This is a genomic window from Rhizobium freirei PRF 81, from assembly GCF_000359745.1.
GTDB lineage: Bacteria > Pseudomonadota > Alphaproteobacteria > Rhizobiales > Rhizobiaceae > Rhizobium > Rhizobium freirei.
In genome coordinates this window covers 114,190-138,597 of sequence record NZ_AQHN01000072.1, presented here as the reverse complement: position 1 = coordinate 138,597, position 24,408 = coordinate 114,190, and the positions used below count along the sequence as shown (strand labels likewise).

The 24,408-nt window shown below is 61.1% G+C and carries 25 protein-coding genes; 15 read left to right on the top strand and 10 right to left on the bottom strand.

Features of this window, described 5'->3' with window-relative positions:
* Nucleotides 1-5: 5 nt before the first annotated feature.
* Nucleotides 6-395 (bottom strand): DUF930 domain-containing protein, encoded by a 390-nt coding sequence (locus tag RHSP_RS19675; RefSeq protein WP_004121539.1) that lies wholly within the window; start codon nucleotides 393-395, stop codon nucleotides 6-8.
* Nucleotides 396-684: 289 nt separating this feature from the next.
* On the opposite strand from RHSP_RS19675, the gene RHSP_RS19670 reads away from it, so the two are divergent.
* From RHSP_RS19670 to RHSP_RS19655, 4 genes are all read left to right on the top strand, one after another.
* Complete coding sequence (locus tag RHSP_RS19670) at nucleotides 685-2,778, top strand: S9 family peptidase (RefSeq protein ID WP_037153275.1); 2,094 nt, start codon at nucleotides 685-687, stop codon at nucleotides 2,776-2,778.
* Between the two features lie 20 nt (nucleotides 2,779-2,798).
* Entirely contained in the window at nucleotides 2,799-3,326 is a 528-nt protein-coding gene (locus tag RHSP_RS19665; protein WP_004121532.1) for a DUF1697 domain-containing protein, read from the top strand.
* A gap of 99 nt (nucleotides 3,327-3,425) precedes the next feature.
* A complete protein-coding gene (locus RHSP_RS19660; protein ID WP_338059920.1) occupies nucleotides 3,426-4,904 on the top strand; it encodes a protein adenylyltransferase SelO in 1,479 nt (492 codons plus the stop codon).
* Between the two features lie 72 nt (nucleotides 4,905-4,976).
* Nucleotides 4,977-5,504, top strand: a complete 528-nt coding sequence (locus RHSP_RS19655; protein ID WP_004121526.1) for a hypothetical protein — start codon at nucleotides 4,977-4,979, stop codon at nucleotides 5,502-5,504.
* An 83-nt stretch (nucleotides 5,505-5,587) separates the two neighbouring features.
* On the opposite strand, the gene bla is transcribed toward RHSP_RS19655, so the two are convergent.
* On the bottom strand, nucleotides 5,588-6,589 hold the full coding sequence (gene bla / locus RHSP_RS19650; RefSeq protein ID WP_004121523.1) for a class A beta-lactamase: 1,002 nt from the start codon (nucleotides 6,587-6,589) through the stop codon (nucleotides 5,588-5,590).
* A gap of 230 nt (nucleotides 6,590-6,819) precedes the next feature.
* Between bla and RHSP_RS19645 the strand changes: the two genes are divergently transcribed.
* Together RHSP_RS19645 and RHSP_RS19640 are read left to right on the top strand one after the other, a co-directional pair.
* Nucleotides 6,820-7,233 (top strand): MerR family transcriptional regulator, encoded by a 414-nt coding sequence (locus tag RHSP_RS19645; protein ID WP_004121519.1) that lies wholly within the window; start codon nucleotides 6,820-6,822, stop codon nucleotides 7,231-7,233.
* Between the two features lie 198 nt (nucleotides 7,234-7,431).
* The gene (locus RHSP_RS19640) at nucleotides 7,432-7,920 is read left to right on the top strand and encodes a GNAT family N-acetyltransferase (protein WP_004121516.1); all 489 of its coding nucleotides are present in this window, start codon (nucleotides 7,432-7,434) and stop codon (nucleotides 7,918-7,920) included.
* Nucleotides 7,921-7,956: 36 nt separating this feature from the next.
* Here the strand turns inward: RHSP_RS19640 and RHSP_RS19635 are convergent, their stop codons facing one another.
* From RHSP_RS19635 to RHSP_RS19620, 4 genes are all read right to left on the bottom strand, one after another.
* Nucleotides 7,957-8,583: a C39 family peptidase gene (locus RHSP_RS19635; RefSeq protein ID WP_276307830.1), complete on the bottom strand. Its 627-nt coding sequence runs from the start codon at nucleotides 8,581-8,583 to the stop codon at nucleotides 7,957-7,959.
* A 110-nt stretch (nucleotides 8,584-8,693) separates the two neighbouring features.
* The gene (locus tag RHSP_RS19630; RefSeq protein WP_037153268.1) at nucleotides 8,694-9,608 is read right to left on the bottom strand and encodes a cytochrome c; all 915 of its coding nucleotides are present in this window, start codon (nucleotides 9,606-9,608) and stop codon (nucleotides 8,694-8,696) included.
* A gap of 101 nt (nucleotides 9,609-9,709) precedes the next feature.
* A complete protein-coding gene (locus RHSP_RS19625) occupies nucleotides 9,710-10,153 on the bottom strand; it encodes a c-type cytochrome (RefSeq protein WP_004121509.1) in 444 nt (147 codons plus the stop codon).
* 166 nt (nucleotides 10,154-10,319) lie between these two features.
* On the bottom strand, nucleotides 10,320-10,955 hold the full coding sequence (locus RHSP_RS19620) for a LysE family translocator (protein WP_004121507.1): 636 nt from the start codon (nucleotides 10,953-10,955) through the stop codon (nucleotides 10,320-10,322).
* 129 nt (nucleotides 10,956-11,084) lie between these two features.
* Between RHSP_RS19620 and RHSP_RS19615 the strand changes: the two genes are divergently transcribed.
* Entirely contained in the window at nucleotides 11,085-11,786 is a 702-nt protein-coding gene (locus RHSP_RS19615; protein ID WP_004121506.1) for a helix-turn-helix transcriptional regulator, read from the top strand.
* 42 nt (nucleotides 11,787-11,828) lie between these two features.
* On the opposite strand, the gene RHSP_RS19610 is transcribed toward RHSP_RS19615, so the two are convergent.
* Entirely contained in the window at nucleotides 11,829-12,671 is an 843-nt protein-coding gene (locus tag RHSP_RS19610) for a metallophosphoesterase (RefSeq protein WP_004121504.1), read from the bottom strand.
* Nucleotides 12,672-12,801: 130 nt separating this feature from the next.
* Nucleotides 12,802-13,404, bottom strand: coding sequence for a superoxide dismutase (locus tag RHSP_RS19605; protein ID WP_037153101.1), 603 nt, complete (start codon nucleotides 13,402-13,404; stop codon nucleotides 12,802-12,804).
* 271 nt (nucleotides 13,405-13,675) lie between these two features.
* Between RHSP_RS19605 and RHSP_RS19600 the strand changes: the two genes are divergently transcribed.
* The gene (locus RHSP_RS19600) at nucleotides 13,676-14,323 is read left to right on the top strand and encodes a hypothetical protein (RefSeq protein ID WP_037153263.1); all 648 of its coding nucleotides are present in this window, start codon (nucleotides 13,676-13,678) and stop codon (nucleotides 14,321-14,323) included.
* Between the two features lie 4 nt (nucleotides 14,324-14,327).
* Here RHSP_RS19600 and RHSP_RS19595 read toward each other — a convergent pair whose 3' ends face one another.
* Complete coding sequence (locus RHSP_RS19595) at nucleotides 14,328-14,672, bottom strand: nuclear transport factor 2 family protein (RefSeq protein ID WP_004121492.1); 345 nt, start codon at nucleotides 14,670-14,672, stop codon at nucleotides 14,328-14,330.
* A gap of 178 nt (nucleotides 14,673-14,850) precedes the next feature.
* Between RHSP_RS19595 and RHSP_RS19590 the strand changes: the two genes are divergently transcribed.
* From RHSP_RS19590 to RHSP_RS19580, 3 genes are all read left to right on the top strand, one after another.
* A complete protein-coding gene (locus RHSP_RS19590; RefSeq protein ID WP_004121490.1) occupies nucleotides 14,851-15,666 on the top strand; it encodes a helix-turn-helix domain-containing protein in 816 nt (271 codons plus the stop codon).
* 108 nt (nucleotides 15,667-15,774) lie between these two features.
* Entirely contained in the window at nucleotides 15,775-16,461 is a 687-nt protein-coding gene (locus RHSP_RS19585; RefSeq protein WP_004121488.1) for a YbhB/YbcL family Raf kinase inhibitor-like protein, read from the top strand.
* A complete protein-coding gene (locus tag RHSP_RS19580) occupies nucleotides 16,458-17,696 on the top strand; it encodes an MFS transporter (RefSeq protein ID WP_004121486.1) in 1,239 nt (412 codons plus the stop codon). The genes RHSP_RS19585 and RHSP_RS19580 overlap by 4 nt, the downstream gene beginning before the upstream one ends.
* Nucleotides 17,697-17,765: 69 nt before the next feature.
* On the opposite strand, the gene RHSP_RS19575 is transcribed toward RHSP_RS19580, so the two are convergent.
* Nucleotides 17,766-18,653 (bottom strand): branched-chain amino acid aminotransferase, encoded by an 888-nt coding sequence (locus RHSP_RS19575; RefSeq protein WP_004121484.1) that lies wholly within the window; start codon nucleotides 18,651-18,653, stop codon nucleotides 17,766-17,768.
* Between the two features lie 327 nt (nucleotides 18,654-18,980).
* Here RHSP_RS19575 and RHSP_RS19570 point away from each other — a divergent pair, with 327 nt between their 5' ends.
* The 4 genes from RHSP_RS19570 (at nucleotide 18,981) to zwf (ending at nucleotide 24,394) form a co-directional block, all read left to right on the top strand.
* Nucleotides 18,981-20,021, top strand: coding sequence for a zinc-dependent alcohol dehydrogenase family protein (locus RHSP_RS19570; protein WP_004121483.1), 1,041 nt, complete (start codon nucleotides 18,981-18,983; stop codon nucleotides 20,019-20,021).
* A 335-nt stretch (nucleotides 20,022-20,356) separates the two neighbouring features.
* Complete coding sequence (locus RHSP_RS19565; protein ID WP_037153098.1) at nucleotides 20,357-21,916, top strand: TerC family protein; 1,560 nt, start codon at nucleotides 20,357-20,359, stop codon at nucleotides 21,914-21,916.
* Between the two features lie 15 nt (nucleotides 21,917-21,931).
* On the top strand, nucleotides 21,932-22,702 hold the full coding sequence (tam, locus tag RHSP_RS19560; RefSeq protein WP_037153096.1) for a trans-aconitate 2-methyltransferase: 771 nt from the start codon (nucleotides 21,932-21,934) through the stop codon (nucleotides 22,700-22,702).
* 171 nt (nucleotides 22,703-22,873) lie between these two features.
* Nucleotides 22,874-24,394, top strand: a complete 1,521-nt coding sequence (zwf, locus tag RHSP_RS19555) for a glucose-6-phosphate dehydrogenase (RefSeq protein ID WP_004121479.1) — start codon at nucleotides 22,874-22,876, stop codon at nucleotides 24,392-24,394.
* The last annotated feature ends 14 nt before the right edge of the window (nucleotides 24,395-24,408 follow it).

The following is a 24,408-nucleotide window of genomic DNA, read 5'->3' as shown; positions in this document are numbered from 1 at the left end:
ATCGCTCAGTCGTAGAGATAGTGCTGCTGCCACGCGTCGCGCGGCACTTTGTCGCCGATCTGGTAGCTCAGATCCCGGACATGAATATGCTTCGGGCCGGTGACGCAATCATATGACAGGTGATACCAGTCGCCCTTGCTGCGAAAGACCGCGCCCGGCGCCTTCATCGAATCCGGGGTCATGGCCGGATCACCGAATGTGTAAGCGATGACCTTATCCGGCTTGAAACCCGTCTTGTCCGTGCCGATCTTTTTCATGGCTTCCGCGTCACATGCCTGTTCCATCCGCTCTGAGGGGTCGAGCTTTTCCAACTGCTTTTTCATGGCTGGGTCGACCGCGAAGGCAGAACTAGCGAAAGCAGCCAATGGGATAAGGATGGCAACGAGTTTCAGCATCAAGACCGGTCCCTTTGCATTATTCTGGAATTGATTGCGTCCGTTCCATCGGGGATGGCGGTTCGACCGCCTTTATGTCGACGCAATGTATAGCGACTTCAATAAAGATTGTGGCCTCATCAAGGCAGCTCCCCCATCGGCTTTCCCGCAAGCTGCCTGTTCGATCAAGACTAATTTACCCGACTTGCATGAAGCTTGAGGTGAGAGTTCCCTATTGAACCTCATGCAGCCGCCCTCTATCTCTCTGTTCTCTTCGCATCCGACTTTCACTCCCAGAGAAAGCGCTCTCGTGTCCGTATTCAAGAACCTCCCCACCGCGCCTGCCGCCCCGAAACATCCAGTTACGGATACGCATCATGGCATCAGCCGCAGCGATGACTATGCATGGCTGCGTGCAGACAACTGGCAGGCGATGTTCAAGGATCCGTCGATCCTGGCCCCGGAAATCCGCGCCCATCTGGAAGCTGAAAACACCTATATGAACGCTGCGATGGCCGACACGAAGGATCTGCAGAAGGCTCTCTTCCGCGAGATGAAGGGCCGTATCAAGGAGGATGACAGCTCGGTCCCGGTCAAGGACGGGCCCTATGCCTACGGCACGCTTTTCGTCACCGGCGGCGAGCAACCGCATTATTTTCGCGAAGCCCGCAACGGCGGCGATCGCAAGCTGCTGCTCAACGGCGACAAGGAAAATGAGGGAAAGTCCTATTTCCGCCTTTCCGGCCTCGACCACTCCACCGATCACAGCCTCGGCATCTGGGGCTATGACGACAAGGGCTCTGAATATTTCACGCTGAAGGTCCGTAACCTCGAAACCGGCGAAGATCTTGCCGATGTCCTTGAGAACACCGGCGGCGGCGGCGTCTGGGCGCCCGACGGCAAGAGCTTCTTCTACACGCTGCAGGACGAGAATCATCGCCCTTCGAAAATCTTCCACCACATCCTTGGCACGCCGCAATCGCAAGACCGGCTCGTCTATGAAGAGGAAGATGCCGGCTTCTTCATGGGTGTCGGCGGCTCGCTGCTCGACGACTACATCTTCATCGACATCCACGACCACGAGACCAGCGAATACCGCATCATCCCGACATCCGACCTGACCGCCGAACCCAAGATCGTGGCCGGACGCGAGACGGGGATCGAGTATGAGATTACCGAAGGCGGCGACGTCTTCTACATCCTGACCAACGACGGCGACGCCAAGGATTTCAAGATCATGGTGACGCCAGCCGACGAGCCGGGCAAGGAAAACTGGCGCGAGGTGGTGGCCCACAAGCCAGGCACGCTGATCCTCAACCACATGGCCTATGCCCGCCATCTCATCTGGCTGGAACGCAAGGACGGCCTGCCGCGCATCGTCATCCGCGATCGCCGTACGGGCGAAGAACATTCCATCGCCTTCGAAGAGGAGGCCTATTCGCTCGGCCTGCAAGGGGCTGCGGAATACGATACCGACGTCATCCGCTTCTCCTACTCGTCGATGACGACGCCGAGCCAGCTCTTCGACTACAATATGGTGACGCGCGAACGCACCCTTTTGAAGACTCAGGAAGTGCCCTCCGGCCACAATCCCTCTGACTACGTCACCCGGCGCGTCTTCGCGCCCGCATGGGACGGCGAAAAGGTGCCGATAACGCTGCTTTACCGCAAGGACACGCCGCTCGACGGCTCTGCTCCCTGCCTGCTCTATGGCTACGGCGCCTACGGCATCACCATTCCGGCCGGCTTCAACACCAACTGCCTGTCGCTTGCGGACCGCGGCTTCGTCTACGCCATAGCCCATATCCGCGGCGGCAAGGACAAGGGTTTTGCCTGGTACGAAGACGGCAAGATGGCCAAGAAAACCAATACGTTCAAGGACTTCATCTCGGCCGCCGACTATCTGAATCAGAAGAAGTTCACCTCTTACACGAAGATCATCGCCGAGGGCGGTTCGGCAGGCGGCATGCTGATGGGTGCTGTCGCCAACATGGCACCGGAGAAATTCGCCGGCATCATCGCCGCAGTCCCCTTCGTCGACGTGCTCAATACCATGCTCGACGACACCTTGCCGCTGACGCCGCCGGAATGGCCCGAATGGGGCAATCCGATCGACAGCAGGCAGGAATACGAGCAGATCGCCGCGTACAGCCCCTACGACAATGTCGGCGAGAAGGCCTATCCGCCTATCCTTGCGCTTGGTGGCCTCACCGACCCGCGCGTCACCTATTGGGAACCAGCCAAGTGGGTCGCCAAGCTGCGCGACAAGACGACGGGCGACGCGCCGATCCTGTTGAAGACCAACATGGATGCCGGCCATGGCGGCGCGTCGGGCCGCTTCCAGCGACTGGAGGAAGTGGCCTTCGAATATTCCTTCGCCATCAAGGTCGCGGGCAAGATGTAGGCGCAAGCCGGGAGGAGCGGATGGCAGTCTTTGTGGCTCTCTTGCGTGCCGTCAATGTCGGCGGCACCGGCACTTTGCCGATGGCGGAGCTGAAGGCGCTCTGCGAGGAGATCGGCTTCACTGACGTGAAGACCTATATCCAGAGCGGCAATGTGCTCTTTCGCTCGGAAGAAGATGAAAAGACCGTACAGGCACGGCTCGAAGAGGCGCTGACACGCCATATGGGTACTTCTCCCGGCGTCATCCTGCGCAGCCGTGGGGCTTTGGAGAGTGCGGCTGATCACTCACCCTTCCCGCATGCCAAGCCGAACTACCTGCTGATCAGCTTCCTGCCGGATGCGGCGCCGAGGGATGCGCTGGACAAGCTCGTGGCACCCGGCGGCGAAGAGGTGCATATCGCCGGCCGGGAAATCTACGTCCATTACCCCGATGGTTCCGGACGCTCGAAACTGAAGCTGCCGGCGCTGAAAGCAGGCACATCGAGAAATCTCAATACGGTACGGAAGCTTGCGGAGATGGCACGCGAGCTGGAGGAGAGCAAGGATTGACGACGAGACGGAGGCGCGATCGACTGTGATCTCCAGCTTGCGCCTCCTCTTCATGCACCCTACCTTAGAGGCATGAGCTCTTTCCTTTCCGACACACAGATGCTTCAGGCGTCTCCGGTTCTGTTCGACAACAGCTATGCGCGCCTTCCACCGCAATTCCTGGCGGAACAGGCGCCGACACCCGTGGCGGCACCGCAGCTCATCAAATTCAACGAGGCGCTGGCGCGCGAGCTTGGGCTCAACGTCGAGGCGTTGAGACAGAATGCTGCGGCTATCTTTTCGGGAAACCAGCTTCTGCCGGGATCGCAACCCATCGCCATGGCCTATGCCGGGCATCAGTTCGGTAATTTCGTGCCGCAGCTCGGCGACGGCCGTGCCATTCTTCTCGGCGAAGTGAAGGATCGCAACGGCAGACGCCGCGATATCCAGCTCAAGGGCTCCGGGCCTACCCCATTTTCCCGCCGTGGCGACGGGCGCGCAGCGCTTGGCCCGGTTCTGCGCGAATACATCGTCAGCGAGGCCATGCACGCGCTCGGCATTCCGACGACACGGGCGCTGGCAGCGGTGACCACCGGCGAGCCCGTCTATCGCGAGGAAGTGCTGCCCGGCGCGATCTTTACGCGCGTGGCGGCAAGCCACATCCGCGTCGGCACTTTCCAGTTCTTTGCCGCCCGCGGCGATGCGGAGAGCACAAGAACGCTGGCGGATCATGTCATCGCCCGGCACTATCCCGAAATCGGGGATCGTGAGAACCCCTACCTCGCCCTGCTGGAAGCCGTGGCCGAGCGGCAGGCGGCGCTGATTGCGCGCTGGCTGCATGTCGGCTTCATCCACGGCGTGATGAACACCGACAATATGAGCGTGTCGGGCGAGACGATCGACTTCGGTCCCTGCGCCTTCATGGATGCCTATGACCCGGCGACTGTCTTCTCTTCCATCGACCGCAACGGCCGCTATGCCTATGCCAACCAGCCGGCGATAGGCCAATGGAATCTCGCGCGCTTCGGCGAAACGCTGATTCCGCTGATCGATCCATCCGTCGATAAGGCAATCGAGCTGGCAAACATTGTTATCAAAGCCTATGGCGAGCGCTTCCAGGCCCATTGGCTCTCCGGCATGCGCGCTAAGATCGGTTTGAGCAGCGAGGAAGAAGGCGATCTCGACCTCATCCAGTCGTTGCTGGCGGTCATGCAGCAGCAGAGTGCGGATTTCACGCTCGCCTTCCGTCGCCTTGCCGATCTCGCGGCAGATGAAGGCGCAACCGATTTCGCTGCCACCTTCCAGGATCCGCAAGCCGTTACGTCCTGGCTTGCTGAATGGCGCGAGCGGCTCGCCCGCGATCCTCAGCAGCCTGCCGCGCGCGCGCAAGCGATGCGAAAGGTCAATCCGGCCTTCATTCCGCGCAACCACCGGATAGAACAGGCAATCGAAGCTGCGGTCGAGGACGGCGATTTCTCCCTGTTCGAAGCGCTGCTGAAGGTGCTCGCCAAGCCCTACGAAGACCAGCCCACCTTTGCGCCCTATGCCGAGCCGCCCTTGCCGGCGGAAAGGGTATTGCAGACCTTCTGCGGCACTTGAGAAAGCTTGGCGCATAAGCCCCGGGCAGGCTTGCAGAGTCATCGTCTCCCCAACCCATAGGGAGATATGACGATGAAAGTGCACCACGGCACCCATAACTATTTCAGCACTCCGATACGCAGCAAGCAGGATCAGAGTTCCGACGACAGCTCGCCATTTAGCCTGCCCGACGACAGCGAACAGCAGGACGATTCGCAGGGACCGTCGATCTCGACGAGCGGTATCCCTTCCTCCATTTCATCGGGCTTCTGGCTCAGCCAGATCGGCGGGACGTCATCGTCCGGCACCAGCGACGATCAGGGTGGTTCGACCACTGCTGGCGGCAGCAGCTCGACCTCATCGGCCAAGCAGTCCAATCAGGACATTCTGGACGAGTTTGCCAAATGGGCGAACATGACGCCGGCCCAGAAAATCCGGGCGCAATATCTGCAGGCGCATGGCCTGACGGAAGAATCCTTCAACGCTCTCTCCACCGACGACCAGAAGGCGATCAACGACCAGATCGCTACCGAGATCAAGCAGAAGCTCGGCGCTGGCAACAGCAAGGGTGACGACGAGAAGGAAGCGGACGGCGCATCTTCGGCCTTGTCCGCCGTCTGAGCAAATTGCCAGATTGCATGAAGAGGATACGATCCTGATTCACATCTCGATCGTATCCTTTTGTTTTTACTGGCCGTATTTCGTCACTGACCAACCATTTGGACAATGATCTTGCCGACTTCGGCAAAGACGGCTTCGACATCTTTCGCAGGTGCGGTTGCCTCCGCGACGAACGTCGTGACGAGAACAGGGCCGCGCTCCGGCGGCCAGATCACCGCGATATCGGCATAGGAGCCATTGTTGCCGGTGCCGGTCTTGTCGCCGACCTTCCATTCCTTCGGCAGGCCGGCGCGCAGGCGGTTATTGCCCGTGGTGTTGGCGACCAGCCAATTGATCAGCTGATCCCTGGATGTTTCCGACAGCGTATTGCCAAGCGTCAGCAGCCCGATCGTGTCCAGCATCGCATCCGGCGTCGTCGTATCGCGCGGATCGTCCTTGACGGCCTGATTGACGTCGGGCTCATTGCGATCAAGGCGGGTTTCGGTGTCGCCAGTGACGCGCAGCCAGGAGGTCAGCGCAGCAGGGCCACCGACGCTTTCAAGCAGCAGGTTGCCGGCGGTGTTGTCGCTCAGCGTGATGGCGGCGCCGCAAAGTTCGGCGACGGTCATGCCATCCGTTCCGGCATGCTTTTCCGTTTCCGGCGAATAGGTGACCACAACCTCTTTCCCATAGGTGACGCGGCGGTCGAGTTTTTCGACGCCCTGGTCGACACGCGCCAGGACAAAGCCGGCTGCCAGCGCCTTGTAAGTGCTGCACAGGGGGAAGCGCTCTTCCTGGCGAAGGCCGAGCGAAATATTGGTTTCTGTGTCGAGGACCGAGACGCCAAGTCGCCCGCCGGTCTTCTTTTCCAGATCCGCCAGCTGCTTGTCGACATCGTCGGTCAGCTGCGAATTGTCCGTCTGTGCGCCATTATCGCCATCCATGCCTTGTCCGTTGGGCGGCGTTGCGGAATTGTCCTCGGTGGCGGGCACCTGCGGCGACGTAGCGGCACCCTGGGCGAAGAGCGCATCCGGACCGAACGTCAGGGCGGGGAGCAGCAGCGCCGAGCCGGCCACGAGGCCGCGACGGGTGAGCAATATGGGCATGCGAAGAGCCTCCAGCAGAATCGGGCGGATTGTGGGCTATGCGACGAATATGGCAAGCCTCCGACTGGCCTGATTGCTATCGGATTCCATGCCGCCTTGTCGACCGCGACTTCAATGACTGCGTCAATAATGGACTTAGGCGAATTGCAGCGCATGACTACCTGCCCTTGTAAATTTAATGGGCGATCGCATATATTGCTCTAGAGACTAGAGGTATTGGAGATCATGTGATGTTGTCGATCGGCGATTTGTCCAAGCGTACCGGCGTCAAAGTACCGACGATCCGCTATTACGAGCAGATGGGGCTGATCTCGGAGCCTGACCGCAGCGAAGGCAATCAGCGGCGCTATACCAGAACCGATCTGGAGCGCCTGGCCTTCATCCGCCATGGCCGCGACCTCGGCCTGACGATCGATGCCATCAAGGAACTGATCTCGCTCAGCCAGCACCCGGATCGCCCTTGCGTCGGCGCCGACCGCATCGCCAAGGAACATCTCGACGACGTGCGCACCAAGATCGCACAGCTGAAGCGGCTGGAACACGAGCTGGAGCGCATCGTTTCGCATTGCGACGGCCACAGCATCGAGGACTGCTATGTGATCCGGGCATTGTCGGACCATGGACTGTGCGACGGGGAACACTGAGCCCCCATTGACAAATGGGCGGAAGCGGCTCATTGATGCGCCCATGATCACGCACGCGCTCCATAACTGCTCGTATTTTTGGCTGTACCTGTAAGGGGCGGCCAAGACAGATCATGTTGTCAACAAGCCGCCGTCAGGCGGCTTTGTTGTATCGGCAGCGTCCTGACGGCTCATTCAAAAACAAGGACGCAGAATGCCATGCTAGACGATAGCGAAATTTCACTCCTCCGCCCGCCTGTGCTCACTATCCGCAATGCGCAGCCGCGCGACCTGCCCGAGCTCAACGATATGATCCGGATGCTCGCCGCCCATCACGGCGATCCTTCCGGCACGACGCCCGAGCAGCTCGAGCGCGATCTGTTCGGCCCCGCCCCCTGGATCACGGCGCTGGTCGCCGAAGGCGAAGACGGGTTGCTCGGTTACGCCATCCTCGTGCCGCTCTACAAGGCGCAGGAAGGCCAGCGGGGCATGGATCTGCATCATCTCTTCGTGCGTGACGGCCATCGCAGCCATGGCATCGGGCAGCATCTCGTCGACCGCGCCCGCGACATCGCCCGCAAGGCCGGCTGCAGCTACCTTTCGGTCGGTGCCGCGACGGGCAACTTCAAGGCCCACCGCTTCTACGAGCATATGGATTTCAAGCCGCGTCCGGTCACCGGCATGCGCTACCTGCAGGCACTGGCCTGATGCCGGCCTTTAACGGGATCGCCATCCGATATTGATCTAACGATCGATGGCGATCCCGCGGCCTGCAAAGAACCTTTCGAACGTCTCCAGCGACATCTCCACATTCTCGCGCGTCGCAGCGACGTGGCCGGAGGGATTGTGAAAGCGGATCATGTCGCCGTCGATGGCCGTGATCAGCACGAGATGGCCGCCTTTGGCCGGCGGTTCGGTCTCCGGCCAGCGGATGGAATGATGGACTGACGCGATGAAGAACTCAGACTGTGTGAGGATATCTGCGATCTCAGCGACGGAAATGCCGGTGACAACCCTCGCATTCAGATCGAAGCGGTCCCGAACGAAGGGTACGAAGGGCGCGTAGATCAATCCCTTGATCCGGCCATCCGGCTCCTCGACATAGCCGCCGTAATCCCTGCATCCCATGGCCAGACCCATGATCGGAACCATTTTGCCGGTGCGGGCGGCAAGCACCATCTTCAGGCAGGCCATGCCGCAGAGATGGGCAGCCCAATGGGCATATTCCTCGACATTGCAGGCGCCGGAAGAGGCCCAAAGCGGGTCCTTCAGCAAGGTGGAGTACGCGCCCTCGGCTACGACAGCCAGCGTCATGTCAGGCGTTTCCCATTGGCTGAAATAGGGAACCCTTTGCGCCACCCTTGCGTCCACGACCGCCCTCTCCCGTTGCCGAATCCCGTGGCCATAAGCTTGGCGGGAAATGCGCTGGAAAAATGGCTGCGTCCGTAAAGCACTCAGGTACGTCATGGACAATTTCCGATCTATTTCGCCGGCAGTGCCTTCAGATAGGCCGCAATCGCCTCGCGGTCGGTTGCCGGCAGATGGGCGATGTTCTGCTGAACTTCGGCCATCGAGCCGCCGGCTGAATCATAGTTCGGGGTGAAGCCGGTTTCGAGATAGTTGGCGATGTCGCCGGCGCTCCAGCTGCCGATCGCCTTGGAGCCCGGCCTGATATCCGGGATCTGGCCCTTGCCTTCCGGATTGGGGGCTCCCGCCAGCCACTGGCCGCTCAGGAAGCCGCCAAGGCTATCGCGCGGCGTGTGGCATTCGCCGCAATGGCCCGGCCCTTCCACGAGATACTGCCCGCGCTTGATCTTGTCGTCGGCCTTGGCAAGGACGACACGCGGCTGGTCGTTGAGATAGAGGAACTTCCAGGCACCAAGCGCGAGCCGGATGTTGAAAGGAAAAGGCAGCTCGTGCGGCGGGGCAACATTGCTGCTCTTCGGCAGCGTCTTCAGGAAGCCCCAGAGATCGTTGATGTCCTTGTCGCTCATGCGGCTATAGGAGCCATACGGGAAGGACGGATAGAGATGCTCGCCGTTCCTGCCGACGCCACGCTTCATGGCATTGCCGAAATCGGCAAGCGTCCAGCTGCCAAGCCCGGCCTTCTCGTCCGGCGAGATATTCGGCACATGGAAGGTACCGAAGGGGCTTTTGAGCCCGAGGCCGCCCGAAAGCATGAGCTTGGCGTCCCCTTGAGCACCGGGCGCGGCGTGACAGCTGGTGCAGCCGCCGGCCCAGAACACCATCTCGCCGGTCTTGAGATCGGGATCGCCGAGATTGGTCCAATGGCTTGCCGGCAAAGGCGTCGGCGCCGTGACGACATAGAGCGCGCCGCCGCCGAGGACGATCACGCCGAAAAGGCAAAGCAGCCACCGGAGAAACCGCGCCATCACCACTACCCCCAAGCTTTGTCTCTAAAACCATGAAGCCCCGCACCGGCGGCAAAACCGATGCGGAGCCGAAACCAATCTTCAGACGAGGCCGGACCTACCGCTTAGTCCCTCTTGATGCGGTAGGCCTGATGACAGGCGCCGCAGCTGCCGCCGAGCGTCTTCAAGGTCGCGCCGACGCCGGCTTTGTCATCCGGGAGCTGGGCAAGTGCCATCTCGGCATCGGTGGAGAGCTTCGCGGCCTTGGACTTGAAGTCATCGAAGTTCTCCCAGATCTTCGGATTGACCTCGGCGTCGCTCTTATCGCTCTGCGGATTGAACTGGTTCGGGAACGCCTTGGCCGTTTCGGCGATCGTCGCCAGCGATGCCTTGACGATGTCGGCGTCATAGGGCTTGTCGCCCTTCGCAATCGCTCCAAGAGCTCCGGTGGCGCCGCCGATCTTCTTCATCATCCCGACGCGGGAATCATGCGTGCCATCGGCCGCGACGACCGACCCCAGGGCGACGCCGGCCAAGGCCGCTGCCGCCACAATCGCTTTCCACTTCATTTCATTCTCCTACGTCTTCCTGATGATCAAGACCGCATGCACGGCCGGCGCATGGTTACGGGCGACATATTTGCCGGTTTCCGCCCTGGCAATGAAGTCACAAAGTGGTGAGAACCAAGTGAAATCAGTGTCATGCTATCGACACATTCATTCGCCGCATCAGCTCTCACGCCATTTTCAGGCCCTCCCAGACCGTAAACGCCGAAACCGCGACGAGCAGCAGGCCGGCCGCTCGGCCTGCAAAAGCGGTTGCCCGCGGATTGGCGACCAGCAGGTTGCGGCTGCGTCCAGCGGTGATGGCAAGACCTCCATAGACGGCAAATTGCGTTACTATGGTCATGGTTCCCATGATGACGGCCTGTATCCATACCGGGCCGTAATCCGGCTTCAGAAACTGCGGATACACGGCGAAGATGAAAAGATAGGCCTTCGGATTGATCAGGCAAGTGACCGCCCCCTGGCGGAAGGCTTTCCAGGTGGAGCGGCTGGCGGCAGGCCCTTCATGGCCGACGGTGATGGAACTGCGCATCAGCGTGTAGCCGATAAAGGCCATATAGGCGCCGCCGATGACAAGCAGCGGATTGAAGAGAACAGGCACGAAATGCATCAGAAGACCGATGCCGACGGCGCCGTTCAGCGAGTGCACCGCGCCGCCGAGCATGATGCCGCCTGTCGCGGCAAGGCCGCGATTGCTGCCGCCGGTCAGGGAGTTGGCGAGTACGAACAGCATGTCCATGCCCGGCACGACGATGATGCCCAAGAGAAGGAGAAAGAAAAGCCAGAGATTTTCTGCGTAACCCATGTCAGTTGCCTATCGCTCTCTCCACGGAAACGGGAGAGGAACCGGTTGATTTTCAAGTGAATAGGCGATCTTATAACTCGAGCCAACTGACGGCGTATTGTCAGTAGCCTTCGTCTTCGAGGAGATGAAATGCGCAAGGCCTCGCGCCTGTTCGAGATCATCCAGATCCTGCGGCTAGCCAGGAAGCCGGTGACGGCGGCCGATATTGCCGGCCAGCTGGAGGTGACCGTGCGCTCGGTCTATCGCGATATCGCAGCGCTTCAGGCGATGCGGGTGCCGATCGAGGGGGAACGTGGCATCGGCTACATCTTGCGGCCGGGCTTCGATCTGCCGCCGCTGATGTTCTCGATCGAGGAAATGGAGGCGATCGTGCTGTCGCTGGCGCTTCTGGAGCGCACCGGCGACTCCGAACTGAAGCAGGCGGCCAAGCGCGTGAGCGCCAAGATCGCCGGCGCCGTGCCGCCACCGCTGCGGCAAACGCTCGATGCCAATGCCTTGCATGCCTGGGGCTTTGCGGCACCTTCGGCCTCAGCGATCGACCTCGCACTGGTGCGCCGCGCCATCCGCGACGAGGAAAAGCTTGACCTTGCCTATCGCGACGAACTCGGCCGCGCCACCGAGCGCATCATCCGGCCAATCGCGCTGATATACTACGCCGAAACGGCCAACATCGTCGCCTGGTGCGAGTTGCGCCAGGCCATCCGCAATTTCCGCAGCGACCGGATTGAGGATTGCCAGCCGACCGGCCTCTGGTTCAAGGGCGAAGGCGATGGCCTGCGGCAAATCTGGGTGAATGGCTGGCAAACGAACGCCTCGGCCGCAGCCGGCTGAGGCGTTGCGGGACATCGAGCGCGGGAGGCGATCGGGTGAGCATCAGCGCAGGGCCAACGTCCTGTTTGCCTCGCGCCCGAAACCGATGATCTCAAGCCGGTCCCCGTAAACATCGACGATCGCATAGGCATTGCTGTCTTCGGTATCGACCATGCCCATGAAGTTGATGAAATAGGTTCCGTCGGACACGCCGAAATTGCCGGCATGATTATGGCCGTTGAGATAGGCCACGACATGGTCGTGCTCGGCCAGAAGCGCCAGCATCCGATCGCTATTCAGGGCATTGTGCGGGTTATCCGGGAAGATTGGGTAGTGGTTCAGGACAATGACCTTCTCGCCAGACGCCTTTGCCTCCCGAAGCTTTGCAGAGAACCAGTCATATTGCGCATCACCGATCGCACCGTTCCAGCGCTGCCCATTCAGCGCACCGGCGCTCTCCATCGCCTTCATGAGGTCCTTCGCCTCCTGCCGACGCAGGTCGCCTTCCGGCGGCGCGAAGACGCTAATCTCGTTGCCGTCGAGCGCGATGAAGCGATAGCCGGAATAGCCGAAATCATAATAGGCCGATGGCATGCCCACACGCCCCGGCACGCTGCCGAGATGTTCAGGCGCTATGGCAAAATCATGGTTGCCGAGCAGGAAATGCTTGCGATGACGCAGCGCCTCGTAGACGGGCAGGATGGCGTCAAAGCTCTTCCATTCGCGATCGATGATGTCGCCGAGCGTGACGACGAAAGCGAGATCGTGCCGGTTGAAATCCTCTATCGCCTCGCGAAGCTTGACGAGGCTGTTCGCAGGATAGCGATTGAGGGCCAGATTGGGCTCGAGATCGGCATATTGCGGATCGGCGATGACACCGAAGCGGAAGAGCGGTGCGGACGACATGCAGCCTCCTAGGGCGGCCTCTTTGGGGACGGCAAGCGGCACGCGAATGATATTATGAGAGGCTGGCCAATAAGAAAACACCCGACGCCAAAAAGACGCCGGGTGCGAAAGCCAGCCTGCGCGGCAAACCTTACTTCGTCGCGGCTTCGTAGCGCTCCAGGACGTAGTCCCAGTTGATCAGGCTGTCGATGAAGGCTTCGAGGTACTTCGGACGCAGGTTGCGGTAATCGATGTAATAGGAGTGTTCCCAGACGTCGACGCCGAGGATCGGGTCGGCACCATGAACGAGCGGGTTTTCGCCGTTCGGGGTCTTGGAGATTTCGAGCTTGCCGTTCTTGACGGAAACCCATGCCCAGCCCGAGCCGAACTGCGTGGCGCCGGCAGCGGCGAAATCGGCCTTGAACTTGTCATAGCCGCCGAGATCGGAATTGAAGGCAGCTTCGAGCTTGCCCGGCAGCTTGTTGCCGCCGCCGCCCTTCTTCATCCACTTCCAGAAATGGATGTGGTTGTAGTGCTGGGCTGCATTGTTGAAGAGGCCAGCATTGGTGCCGAAGGACTTCTTCACGATTTCTTCGAGCGACAGATCGGCAAGGCCGGCTTCGGCGGCAAGCTTATTGCCGTTGTCGACATAGGCCTTGTGGTGCTTGTCGTGGTGATATTCGAGCGTCTCGCGCGACATGAAGGGCGAAAGAGCGTCGTAATCGTAGGGAAGTGCAGGCAATTCGAAAGCCATGGTCATATCTCCTCTTGGCAGAAAATTGCGGTCGGCAGGTGACCGGAACATAGGAGCGGTCGCCAGGAAGAGCAACCGCCGACATGCCAAAAAAGTTGCGTCCGGGAGCAAAAATTGCCCTATTTTTCAAACATGTATAGCATCTACTTAGAAGTTTATCTTGCTGCATGCCGCGCAGCCTGGACAGATGGCCGGACACCGTTCCGAAATGTCGACAAAGGGGGGAACGGCGGCTAGGTTCGCGGATCTTCTGCCATGCCGAGGAATGCCCGTGACGATCACCTGCCTGCACACCGCCGAAAGCAACATCGCCGTCTATGAGGCTGCCGCGAAGGCGCTCGGGCTGCCCGATGGCATGCTGCGTCATCATGTTCGTGCCGACCTTCTTCTCTCCGCCGAAAAGGCCGGACGACTGACCGAGGAGGTTTCTGCCGAAACGGCGGCTCTCCTTTGGCACTTGGCCGGGGAAGCCGATGCCGTCGTGCTCAACTGCTCGACGCTCGGCCCGGCAACATCCGAGGTCGCCGCCGGCGCAGCAGCGCCGATCATCAGGGCGGATGCCGCGCTTGCCGCGGAAGCCGTCAAGGCTGGCGGCAAGGTCATCGTGCTGTGCACGGTCGAAACGACGATCGCCCCGACGACTGCGCTTTTCGAGATAGCGGCGAAGGAAACGGGGGCCGAAATCGAGGTTCGGCTGGTCCCTGGCGCATGGGCGCACTTCCGGGCGGGCGATCTGTCGGCCTATCTCGCCGCCATTGCCGATGCCGTAAAGGCCGCCCACGACGAAGGCCCAGTCACCATCGCCTTCGCGCAAGCGTCCATGACCGATGCAGGACGCTTTCTTCCGGAAAACTATCAACGACCGATGAGCGGCCCGGCGACCGCGCTTACGGCGGCAATGGCGAGGATCAGGAGCTGACCCGTCACAAGCTCCGTCCGAAATAGACATTCACTTCGGCGATTCGGTCGCCGGCAAAGCGGATCATCTCGACATTGCGGAAGCTGCCGCCATCCATCTTCTCTGCACGATAGCCGACAATCACGTCATCGCCCTCGGCGACCAAATGCTCAATATGAATGTCGCGGAAAACTTTCTCCTTCGGCCAGCAATGCTCGAAATACCGTTTCTTATCAATATGATCGTCGCGCGGGCTGGAAAAGGTGAAATCCTCGGTCAGCATCGGATCGACGAGATCGGGATGCTGCGCGACATAGGCTGCAAACAGGCGCCGGACGGTGTCGCAGCGGGTATTTTCGCGAGGGTTCATGATGTGCCTCCTCCTTTGCATCAGGGTAATTTCCGATCATTCGACCACAAACTGCTTGCAAATCGCAATCAGTTAATAACATAAGGCAGGCGAACCAACAAGGCGCTTTGCGGCCTTGGCATCGTCATGCGTGTGGTCCAAACTCCAGGATACCCCATATCAGCAGGAAGCCATCGCCGTGTCCGAGGCCCATCATCAGATGCTGGAAAAGCTGCGCCGCCTGGCGGCAAAGGATAACCGCCCGACGGTCGCACCGACCGGCATCGGCAGCTATTCCACGCTTTTCACCTTCGTCACGCGCGAACGCGAGCGCATTGCCGGCTCAGCCTTTTCACAGGTCTCAATCGTCGCCATCCTCGAAGGTTCCAAGGAAATCGTCAGCATGGGGCGGCAGCGGCACTTTGCGGCCGGTACTGTCATCGTGCTGCCGGCCGGCTGGAGCGGCGATGTCGTCAACGATCCCGACCCGCAGACCGGCGTCTATCGGGCAATCTTCATTACCTTTCCCGAGGAATTGACGAGACGGGCGGCAAAGGCATTTCCACCTGCCCAGATCGCCACGCAGGCAGAGTTGCCGCTTGATCCATTGCTGGCAGCGGCCATCAGCCATGCCGGTGAAGGCATTGCTGAGGGCAACATGCCGATCCCTTTGATCGAGCACAGGCTTCTCGAAATCCTCATGGTGCTCGGAATGCGCGGCGCTCTCCCCGGCTCGCCCGAGACCACAGCCGAGGCGGTGCGGGCACTGGTGCGCTGGCAGCCAGACCGCCCCTGGACGGCCGATCTCATCGCCGCCGAACTCGGCACAAGCAACGCCACGCTGCGGCGGCGGCTGTCGCGCGAAGGTGCCTCCCTGCGCGATGTGCTGGCAAGCGAGCGCGTGGCGCTGGCAACGGCCCTTCTTGCCGAAGACGGGCTTTCGCTGCGCGAAGCCGCCCTTGCCACCGGCTATCGCTCCCCTCGCCGCTTCGCCGATCGACTGCGCAGCGCGTGAGCGTTTCAGGCAGAACTTTGAGCGTTTTCGTGCGCCGGCGTTCGGCGCGAATTTGTTAAACCCTGTCCTCGAAGGCTCACAGGAGCCGCAACATGAAAGGGCAACATTATGAAATCCATGCTCAAAGCTCTGAACGCCATCGTCATCGCCGCAGTTGCCGCCACCCCGGCCCTATCGGCCGATCTCACGGTGACCTTCGCAAAGAGCAGCGGCCAGATGCTGCTCCCCGAAAACGCCTCCTGCATTTCGACGGGAGCCGACAAGTCAGCGCCTGGGCCGAACAAGAGCCTGGCCGTGTCCTGGTCGAAGGGGCCGAAGGGGACGCGCTCCTATGCGCTGACGATGGTAGACCCCGACGTGCCCACCGATTTCTCGCTGTTCAACAAGGCGGACAAGACCATCCCAAAGAATTTCAAGCGGATGGAATTCGTCCACTGGGTTCTGGCCGATATCCCCGCATCGCGCACCAGCCTTGCTGAAGGCATGGACGGAAACGGCCCCTCAGCCAATGGCCTGCCGCTCGAGCGCACGGCCTATGGGCGGCGCGGCCAAAACGGCGCGGGCGGCGGCAACTTGAAGGATGGGCCGCATGGCGGTTATATGGGCGCCTGCCCGCCCTGGAATGACGCGCGTATCCATAGCTACCACGTCACCGTTTATGCGCTCGATGTCGACCGACTGAACCTTCCCGACCTCTTCATCCGCGCCGATCTGCTCGCCGCCGCGAAGGGTCACATTCTGGCATCGGGCAGCCAGGAACTGTTCTACACATTGAATGCAAAGGCCGAGAAATGACCGAGACGAGATGGGACGCAGCCGCACCGGCCGAGCGGGAAACCGCTCATTGGATGCGGAACCTGATCATATGCCTCGTCGGCTCGTTCACGACGATCGTGGCGATGACATTGCTGCTCCCCTTCCTGCCGCTCTATGTCGAGGAGCTCGGCGTCAGCGACAAGGCGGCGATCGTGCAATGGTCGGGCATCGCCTACGGCGCCACCTTCTTTGCCGCCGCCATCGTTGCGCCGCTCTGGGGGCGGCTCGGCGATATTTACGGCCGCAAGCTGATGCTGATCCGCGCCAGCCTCGGCATGACGGTCGCCATCTCGCTGATGGGCATGGCCGGCAATGTCTGGCAGCTGGTGGCGCTGCGCCTGTTCACCGGCCTTGCCGGCGGCTATGCCTCGGGATCGATGGTGCTGGTGGCGGCGCAGACGCCGAAGCATCGCTCGGCCTGGGCACTGGGCACGCTGTCCGCCGGCATCATGGCCGGCAACCTTGTCGGACCGCTGATCGGCGGCGCGCTGCCGCCGATTATTGGTATTCGCGGCACGTTCCTGCTGGCCGGCGGCGTGATCTTCTTCACCTTCCTGGCGACGACCTTCCTGATCAAGGAAGAGAAATCCACGGCGCGAAAGAAGGCGGCGAAGGCAAGCGGCAGCTGGGCCTCCATTCCGGACAAGCGCCCGGTCATCGCCATGCTGTCGCTCGGCCTGCTTTTGATGCTCGCCAATATGTCGATCGAACCGATCATAACGGTTTACGTCGCACAGTTCGTCACAAACGCACAGGTGACGATGGTCTCCGGTGTCGTCATGGCCGCTGCGGCACTCGGCAGCATCCTGTCGGCCTCCTGGCTCGGCAAGCTCGCCGACCGCATCGGCTACTGGAGCGTCATCATGGCGGCCCTTGCCGTCGCGGCGCTGCTGCTCATCCCGCAGGCTTTCGTCACGTCTGCCTGGCAACTGATCGCCCTGCGCTTCCTGATGGGCATAGCGCTCGGAGGGCTTCTGCCCTGCATCACCGCCGTCATCCGGCATAACGTTCCGGATACTGCGACTGGCAGCATCCTCGGCCTGTCCATCTCGTCGCAATATGTCGGTCAGGTGGCAGGCCCGGTCATGGGTGGTTTCGTCGGCGGGCGCATCGGCATGCCCGCCGTGTTCCTCGGCACCTGCGTGCTGCTCGCGCTCGGCGCCATCTATTGCTGGTGGGTGAGCCCGAAGAAGGAAGCGAAACCAGCGAGCTAACGACGAAGCCTCGGCATATGTCTGCCCCATGCGATCGATCGAGTTGATAGAGCGCGTGGGGCCATAAGCTCACTCTTCGCTGGCGCTGCGGCCGTGCGCCCAGTTCATGTAAAGCTCCAGCGCCTTGCGGGTGACCGGCCCCTCCTGGAATTCGCGATCGTCCAGGCGCTTGACGCCGACGACCTTGGAATAGTTGCCCGTCGTGAAAACCTCGTCGGCCGCCTTGAACTGCTCCACGGTGAGCGTTTCCTCGCGAACGTCGAAACCTTCCTGGCGCAGCAGGCCGATGACGCGGGCGCGCGTGATGCCGGCGAGGAAGGTGCGGTTGGCGATCGGCGTGTAGACGATGCCGTCCTTGACCATGAAGACGTTGGATGCGGCGGTCTCGGCGACGTTGCCGTTCATGTCGCAGACGAGCGCATTGTCGAAGCCGCGCCTCTTCGCTTCCAGAATCATGCGGCCGCTGTTCGGATAGAGCGAGCCGGCCTTGGCGTCGGTCATCGCCGTTTCTGGCGACGGGCGGCGGAAGGGCGAAACGGTGAGCGTGACGCCGCCATTGCCGCCAAGCGGCGCTTCGAACAGGCACAGCGCGAAACGCGTCGATTCCGGATCGACGGCGACGACACTGCCGGCCGAGCCATGCTCGCCCCAGTACATCGGCTTGATGTAGATCGGCGTCTTGCCGTCGAATTTCCTGATGCCTTCCCAGGCGAGCGCTTCGATTTCCTCAGCCGTCTTGACCGGCTTCAGCCCCATGGCGACTGCGGAGCGGTTGACGCGCCGGCAATGCAGATCGAGATCGGGTGCGATGCCATCGAACCAGCGAGCGCCGTCAAACACCGTTGAGGCCAGCCACATAGCGTGCGACGTCGGCCCGATGAGCGGCGGATTGCCGGAGAGCCACTCTCCTTCGACATAGGTCCAGGTGGTGGAGCGGGGCGACGTATCGACTGCCATGGTAGCTTCCTCTCTTATCTCTTAATTGGCTAGAGCATGATGCCGAAAAGTGTGCGCGGTTTTCGGGCGACATCATGCTCTACTTCTTTGATTCCAGAGCGGATTCAGATTTCAGGTCCAAGGACCTAAAATCATCCGGTTCTAGGAGCAAATAACCGCACAATCTCAGGGTCAAGCAGAAACTGCGCGGCAAAATCCATTTGCAACAAAGCGCCCGATACCGCATTCATAGCGCAATTTTCATGCGTCGAAACAACAGCTTGACGAATGGGTCCATCAGGAAAAATGATTGATCGGACCGACGGCAGGCAAACAGGGAGAACGCCGATGAAAGCGATGTACTACGAGTCTTTCGAGACGACGCCCGAAATCCGCAACCTGCCGGACCCGACGCCGGGCGAAGACGGCGTGGTGATCGCCATCGGCGCAACCGGCCTCTGCCGCAGCGACTGGCATGGCTGGATGGGCCACGATCCGGATATCAAGCTGCCGCATGTGCCCGGACACGAGCTTGCCGGCAAGGTCGTCGCGACCGGCCGCGGCGTCGTCCGCTTCAAGGTCGGCGACCGCGTCACCGTTCCTTTCGTCTCCGGCTGCGGCCATTGCGCCGAGTGCCATTCCGGCAACCAGCAGGTCTGCCCGAGCCAGTTCCAGCCCGGATTTACCCATTGGGGCTCATTCGCCGAATATGTCGCCATCGACTATGCCGACACCAATCTCGTTCACCTGCCCGAGACCGTCGACGACGCGACGGCGGCAAGCCTCGGCTGCCGTTTCGCCACCTCCTTCCGCGCTGTTGCGGACCAGGCGAAAACCCGCCCCGGCGAATGGATCGCCGTGCATGGCTGCGGCGGCGTCGGCCTCTCGGCAATCATGATCGCCAGCGCCCTTGGCGCCAATGCCATCGCCATCGACATTTCGGACGAAAAGCTCGCTTTCGCCCGCGAATGCGGGGCCGTCGCGACCATCAATGCGGCTGAGGTCGCCGACGTGGCGGAAGCGGTGCGCGAGATCACCAAGGGTGGCGCGCATGTTTCGATCGACGCGCTCGGCCATCCCACGACCTGCTTCAATTCCATCAAGAATCTGCGCCGCCGCGGCCGGCATGTGCAGGTCGGCCTCATGCTCGGCGACTATGCAACGCCTCAAATCCCCATGGCGCAGGTCATCGGCCACGAGCTGGAAATCTACGGCAGCCATGGCATGCAGGCCTGGCGCTACGATGCCATGCTCGACATGCTCGCCGCCGGCAAGATCGCGCCGCAGAAGCTCATCGGCCGCAAGATCAGCCTGGAAGAGGCGGTTCCCGCGCTGATGACGCTTGATAAGGCCGAGGGCAACGGTATCAGCGTCATCACGCAATTTTGAACGCGGCCCTCAAGGAGCACCAAACCTCAAGATTGACCCACTTCGCCCGGTTCAACCGGGCGACGATGAGATATTTTTGAAAAACTGTCATGCAATCCGGATAGACTCGTTCATTCGATGCCCTTGCGAAAATGTCATTTCGTGTCCAGATTGCCGCCCATGCCCGACAGCGAGCCTTATAGTTCCTGCTCCAGGAAAGCCGGCCCGACAAATAACGATCCGGATAGCGACGGCTGTACAGGCCGCGCGGTGGCATTGGCGCGCGGCATCTCACTCGACAAACAGAAGGAAAGAATTGGCAGGCCCATCCCGGCCGGCGCCAAACTTGCACATTGATGATCTTCGACTGGATATCCGACCCTTCCGCCTGGATCGGTCTTGCTACCCTGATCGTTCTCGAGATTGTTCTCGGTATCGACAATCTCGTTTTCATCGCGATTCTGGCCGACAAGCTGCCGCCGCACCAGCGCGATGCCGCACGCATGATCGGCCTGGCGCTGGCCCTCATCATCCGCCTGGCACTCCTCGCCTCGATCGCCTGGGTGGTGACGCTGACGGCGCCGCTGCTCTCCGTCTGGGGCTTTGGCCTGTCCGGCCGCGACCTCATCCTGATTTTCGGCGGCCTGTTCCTGTTGTTCAAGGGCACGATGGAGCTGCATGAACGGCTGGAAGGGCATGAGGCGCAGGGCGAAAAGAAGCTCGTTCACGCCGTCTTCTGGCAGGTGATCGTGCAGATCGTCGTGCTCGACGCGATCTTCTCGCTCGACAGTGTCATCACGGCCGTGGGCATGGTGCAGGAGCTCTCCATCATGATGGTTGCCGTGATCTTCGCGGTCGGCGTCATGCTGTTCCTGTCGAAGCCGCTGATGGCCTTCGTTTCGAAACATCCGACCGTGGTCATCCTCTGCCTCGGCTTCCTGATGATGATCGGTTTCTCGCTCGTCGTCGAAGGCTTCGGCTTCCATGTGCCGAAGGGCTATCTCTATGCCGCCATCGGCTTCTCGATCATCATCGAGACGCTGAACCAGCTTGCCCGCCGCAACAAGGAGCGGCTGATTACGCCAAGCAATATCCGCAATCGCACCGCCGATGCCGTGCTCGGCCTTCTCGGCGCCAAGCGGCCGCAGGCTGCGCTCGGCGAGACAGCGGAAAAGACGGCCGAGCAGACCGTCAGCGAAGAGGTGTTCTCCACCGAGGAGAAGGACATGATCCATGGCGTGCTGACGCTTGCCGACCGCTCGGCGCGCTCGATCATGACGCCGCGCACGGATATCGTCTGGCTCGACCTCGACAAGCCGCGCGAGGAGCAGCAACGCCGTGTCATCGAGATCGGCCATTCGCGCTTCCCGGTCGTCCGCGGCAGCCTCGACAATTTCATCGGCATCGCCAGCGCACGCGACGTCCTGCGCGACCTGATGGAAAAGGGCGAGATCGATCTGGAGCGCTCCATCCGCCAGCCGCTCGCCGTGCATGAGAGCATCAGCGTGCTCAAGCTGATGGAGCGGCTGCGCCACCAGAATCAGGCCATGGCGCTGGTCCTCGACGAATATGGCGAAATCGAAGGACTGGTGACGACGACGGATCTCTTTGAGGCCATCGCCGGCGAATTCCCCGGCGAGGAGGACGAGCGGCTGACGATCGACAAGGGCGAGGACGGATCGCTGACCGTCGACGGATGGATCGACATTCGTCACCTCTCGAAACTGGTCGGCATCGACCTCGTCGACGAGAGCGATCGCTATTCGACGCTCGCCGGCTTCATCCTGTGGGGTCTCGGTCACTTGCCGCACGAGGGCGAGCGCTTCAACTCTGGCCGACTCGCCTTCGAAGTGGTCAAACTCAATGGCCGAAATATCGACAAGGTCCGGATTCAACCGTTGGAATATGCAATCTAGGAAGAGGATAGGCTCATGGCATGGTCTGCCGGCCAATATGTGAAATTCGAGGATGAACGCACGCGCCCCGCACGCGATCTGCTGGCGCAGGTGCCGCTGGAGCGCGTGGAGCGTGCGATCGACCTTGGTTGCGGCCCCGGCAATTCGACGGAACTGATCGTCGAGCGATACGGCACGGCCGGCGTCTCCGGCCTCGATAGCGACGACAACATGCTGGAAGCCGCGCGCAAGCGCATGCCGGGCACGGCCTTCGCCAAGGCCGATCTCGCAAGCTGGCGTCCCGATGAGCCCGTCGACCTCCTCTTTGCCAATGCCGTCTTTCAGTGGCTGCCGAACCATCTCGATATTCTCGACCGTCTGATGGATGGGCTGAAGCCCGGCGGCGTGCTTGCCGTGCAGATGCCCGACAATCTGACCGAGCCAAGCCATCTGATGATGGAGGAAACCGGCAAGAACGGCCCGTGGAGCGAGGCCTTTGCCAAGAAGAGCGTGCGCCGCAATCCCCTTCCCGCACCGTCGGCCTATTACAACAGGCTGATCGGCAAGTCGGCCCGACTGGATATCTGGCATACCAATTACAATCATGCGCTTGAGAATGCGGCTGCCATCGTCGAATGGGTGAAGGGTACGGGCTTGCGTCCCTATCTCGACCATGCCGGCGCTGACCATCGCGACGCTTTCGCGGCCGAATATCTGGAACATATCGAGAAAGCCTATCCGCCGCTTGTCGACGGCAAGGTGCTGCTGCGCTTCCCTCGCCTCTTCCTGGTTGCCGTGAAAAAATAGGCAGCCAGTCCCTCGCCAAAGTCTGCCGACGGCGGTGCGTCGATCCCATCGACAACCGGCGTCGGCCCGCGCTAGAACACAAGCAGCCAAAGCTGAAACAGCAATAGCTCCGAGGAGATAGTCGATGTCGTCCAGAAGCCCCCTTTATGGCCGTCGCAAGGAGAAGCGCTCATGACCACCCCCGACGTCGCACCCGCCCCGCCACTGACTTTCGTGATCTTCGGCGCCACGGGCGATCTCACCCGCCGTCTTCTTATTCCGACTCTGATCAACATGACTCGCAGCGGGCTTGTGGGGGAGGATCTGCATATCCTTGGCGTCGGCATCGAGACTGGCGGTGTCGACATGCTGCTGGAGCGTCTGGACGCGTTTTTGAAAACGTCCGGCGACATCGACGATCCGGAGCGGAGAGACGCATGGCAAAGCCTGCGGAAGCGCGTCAGCTACATCTCGGGCGACTTCACCCAGAACGCCGTCTATAGGGAAATCGCGAATTACCTTTCGCATGCACAAAGCGCCAACGCGGCCTTCTATTTCGCCGTACCGCCAAGTTTCTTCGGAGATATCGCCGAAAAGCTGTCGGAGAATGGCCTGACGGATGAAACAACGGGCGCCTTCCGCCGCATCGCGATCGAAAAGCCCTTCGGCCGCGATCTTGCCTCGGCGCAGGCGTTGAACGCGCGACTGCTCAATCATGCCGATGAAAGCCAGATTTATCGCATCGATCACTTCCTCGGCAAGGAAACCGTCCAGAACATCATGACGACGCGCTTTGCGAACATGATGATCGAGGCGCTCTGGAACAACAACTATATCGACCATGTCCAGATCACGGCGGCCGAACTCGTGGATGTTGGCCTCCGCGGCAAATTCTACGACGCGACCGGCGCCTTGCGCGACATGGTGCCGAATCATCTCTTCCAGCTCCTCGCGATGGTGGCCATGGAGCCGCCGAACAGCTTCGACGCGGAATCGATCCGCAACGAAAAAGCCAAGGTTCTAAAGGCACTGCGGCATTATTCGCAGGAGGAAGCTGCCAAGAACGGGGTACGCGGCGCCTATATGGCCGGCCCGCTAAATGGCAGGGATCTGCATGCTTATACGCAGACTGCCGACGTCGCGCCCGACAGCGATACGGAAACCTTCGTCGCGCTGAAGCTCTTCGTCGATACGTGGCGCTGGGCCGGCGTGCCCTTCTATCTGCGCACCGGCAAGGCGATGAAGGCACGCGATACGGAAGTGGTCATCACCTTCCGGCAGGTGCCTTTCGCGCAGTTCCCCCGCCAGGGCTCGAGCCCGGACCTGCCGCCCAACAGGCTGATCATCCAGGTGCAGCCCGACGAGGGCCTGGACATGGAAATCTCGATCAAGTCGCCGGGCATGGTACTGAAAACCGCGCCCGTTTCGCTCGACTTCCGCTATGCCGACAGCTTCGACATCGGCAAGCAGACCGGCTATGAAAGCCTGTTCTACGAACTCTTCGTTGGCGACCAGACGCTCTTCCAGCGCGCTGACGGCATCGAGGCGGGCTGGGCGGCCGTGCAGCCTTTCCTCGATCTCTGGGCCGAAGGCGGCAAGCCCGACCCTTACGCCCCCGGCAGCACCGGCCCTGCCTGCGCCGACGAGCTCATCGAACGCGACGGCCGCAAATGGCATCAGATCGAAGGGGCGTCGAGCGGCAGGAGGGTTTGAGGTTGAAACGGGCC

Coding starts and splice junctions, on each gene's coding strand:
- RHSP_RS19610 (WP_004121504.1), bottom strand. CDS start 12,671: ATGTCGTCCGCACCGCTCTTCCGCTTCGGTGTCATCGCCGATCCGCAA.
- RHSP_RS19595 (WP_004121492.1), bottom strand. CDS start 14,672: ATGAACCCTCGCGAAAATACCCGCTGCGACACCGTCCGGCGCCTGTTT.
- RHSP_RS19570 (WP_004121483.1), top strand. CDS start 18,981: ATGAAAGCGATGTACTACGAGTCTTTCGAGACGACGCCCGAAATCCGC.
- RHSP_RS19665 (WP_004121532.1), top strand. CDS start 2,799: ATGGCAGTCTTTGTGGCTCTCTTGCGTGCCGTCAATGTCGGCGGCACC.
- tam (WP_037153096.1), top strand. CDS start 21,932: ATGGCATGGTCTGCCGGCCAATATGTGAAATTCGAGGATGAACGCACG.
- RHSP_RS19645 (WP_004121519.1), top strand. CDS start 6,820: ATGTTGTCGATCGGCGATTTGTCCAAGCGTACCGGCGTCAAAGTACCG.
- bla (WP_004121523.1), bottom strand. CDS start 6,589: ATGCCCATATTGCTCACCCGTCGCGGCCTCGTGGCCGGCTCGGCGCTG.
- RHSP_RS19575 (WP_004121484.1), bottom strand. CDS start 18,653: ATGGCAGTCGATACGTCGCCCCGCTCCACCACCTGGACCTATGTCGAA.
- RHSP_RS19585 (WP_004121488.1), top strand. CDS start 15,775: ATGAAATCCATGCTCAAAGCTCTGAACGCCATCGTCATCGCCGCAGTT.
- RHSP_RS19675 (WP_004121539.1), bottom strand. CDS start 395: ATGCTGAAACTCGTTGCCATCCTTATCCCATTGGCTGCTTTCGCTAGT.
- RHSP_RS19625 (WP_004121509.1), bottom strand. CDS start 10,153: ATGAAGTGGAAAGCGATTGTGGCGGCAGCGGCCTTGGCCGGCGTCGCC.
- zwf (WP_004121479.1), top strand. CDS start 22,874: ATGACCACCCCCGACGTCGCACCCGCCCCGCCACTGACTTTCGTGATC.
- RHSP_RS19605 (WP_037153101.1), bottom strand. CDS start 13,404: ATGGCTTTCGAATTGCCTGCACTTCCCTACGATTACGACGCTCTTTCG.
- RHSP_RS19565 (WP_037153098.1), top strand. CDS start 20,357: ATGATCTTCGACTGGATATCCGACCCTTCCGCCTGGATCGGTCTTGCT.
- RHSP_RS19655 (WP_004121526.1), top strand. CDS start 4,977: ATGAAAGTGCACCACGGCACCCATAACTATTTCAGCACTCCGATACGC.
- RHSP_RS19580 (WP_004121486.1), top strand. CDS start 16,458: ATGACCGAGACGAGATGGGACGCAGCCGCACCGGCCGAGCGGGAAACC.
- RHSP_RS19640 (WP_004121516.1), top strand. CDS start 7,432: ATGCTAGACGATAGCGAAATTTCACTCCTCCGCCCGCCTGTGCTCACT.
- RHSP_RS19615 (WP_004121506.1), top strand. CDS start 11,085: ATGCGCAAGGCCTCGCGCCTGTTCGAGATCATCCAGATCCTGCGGCTA.
- RHSP_RS19660 (WP_338059920.1), top strand. CDS start 3,426: ATGCTTCAGGCGTCTCCGGTTCTGTTCGACAACAGCTATGCGCGCCTT.
- RHSP_RS19620 (WP_004121507.1), bottom strand. CDS start 10,955: ATGGGTTACGCAGAAAATCTCTGGCTTTTCTTTCTCCTTCTCTTGGGC.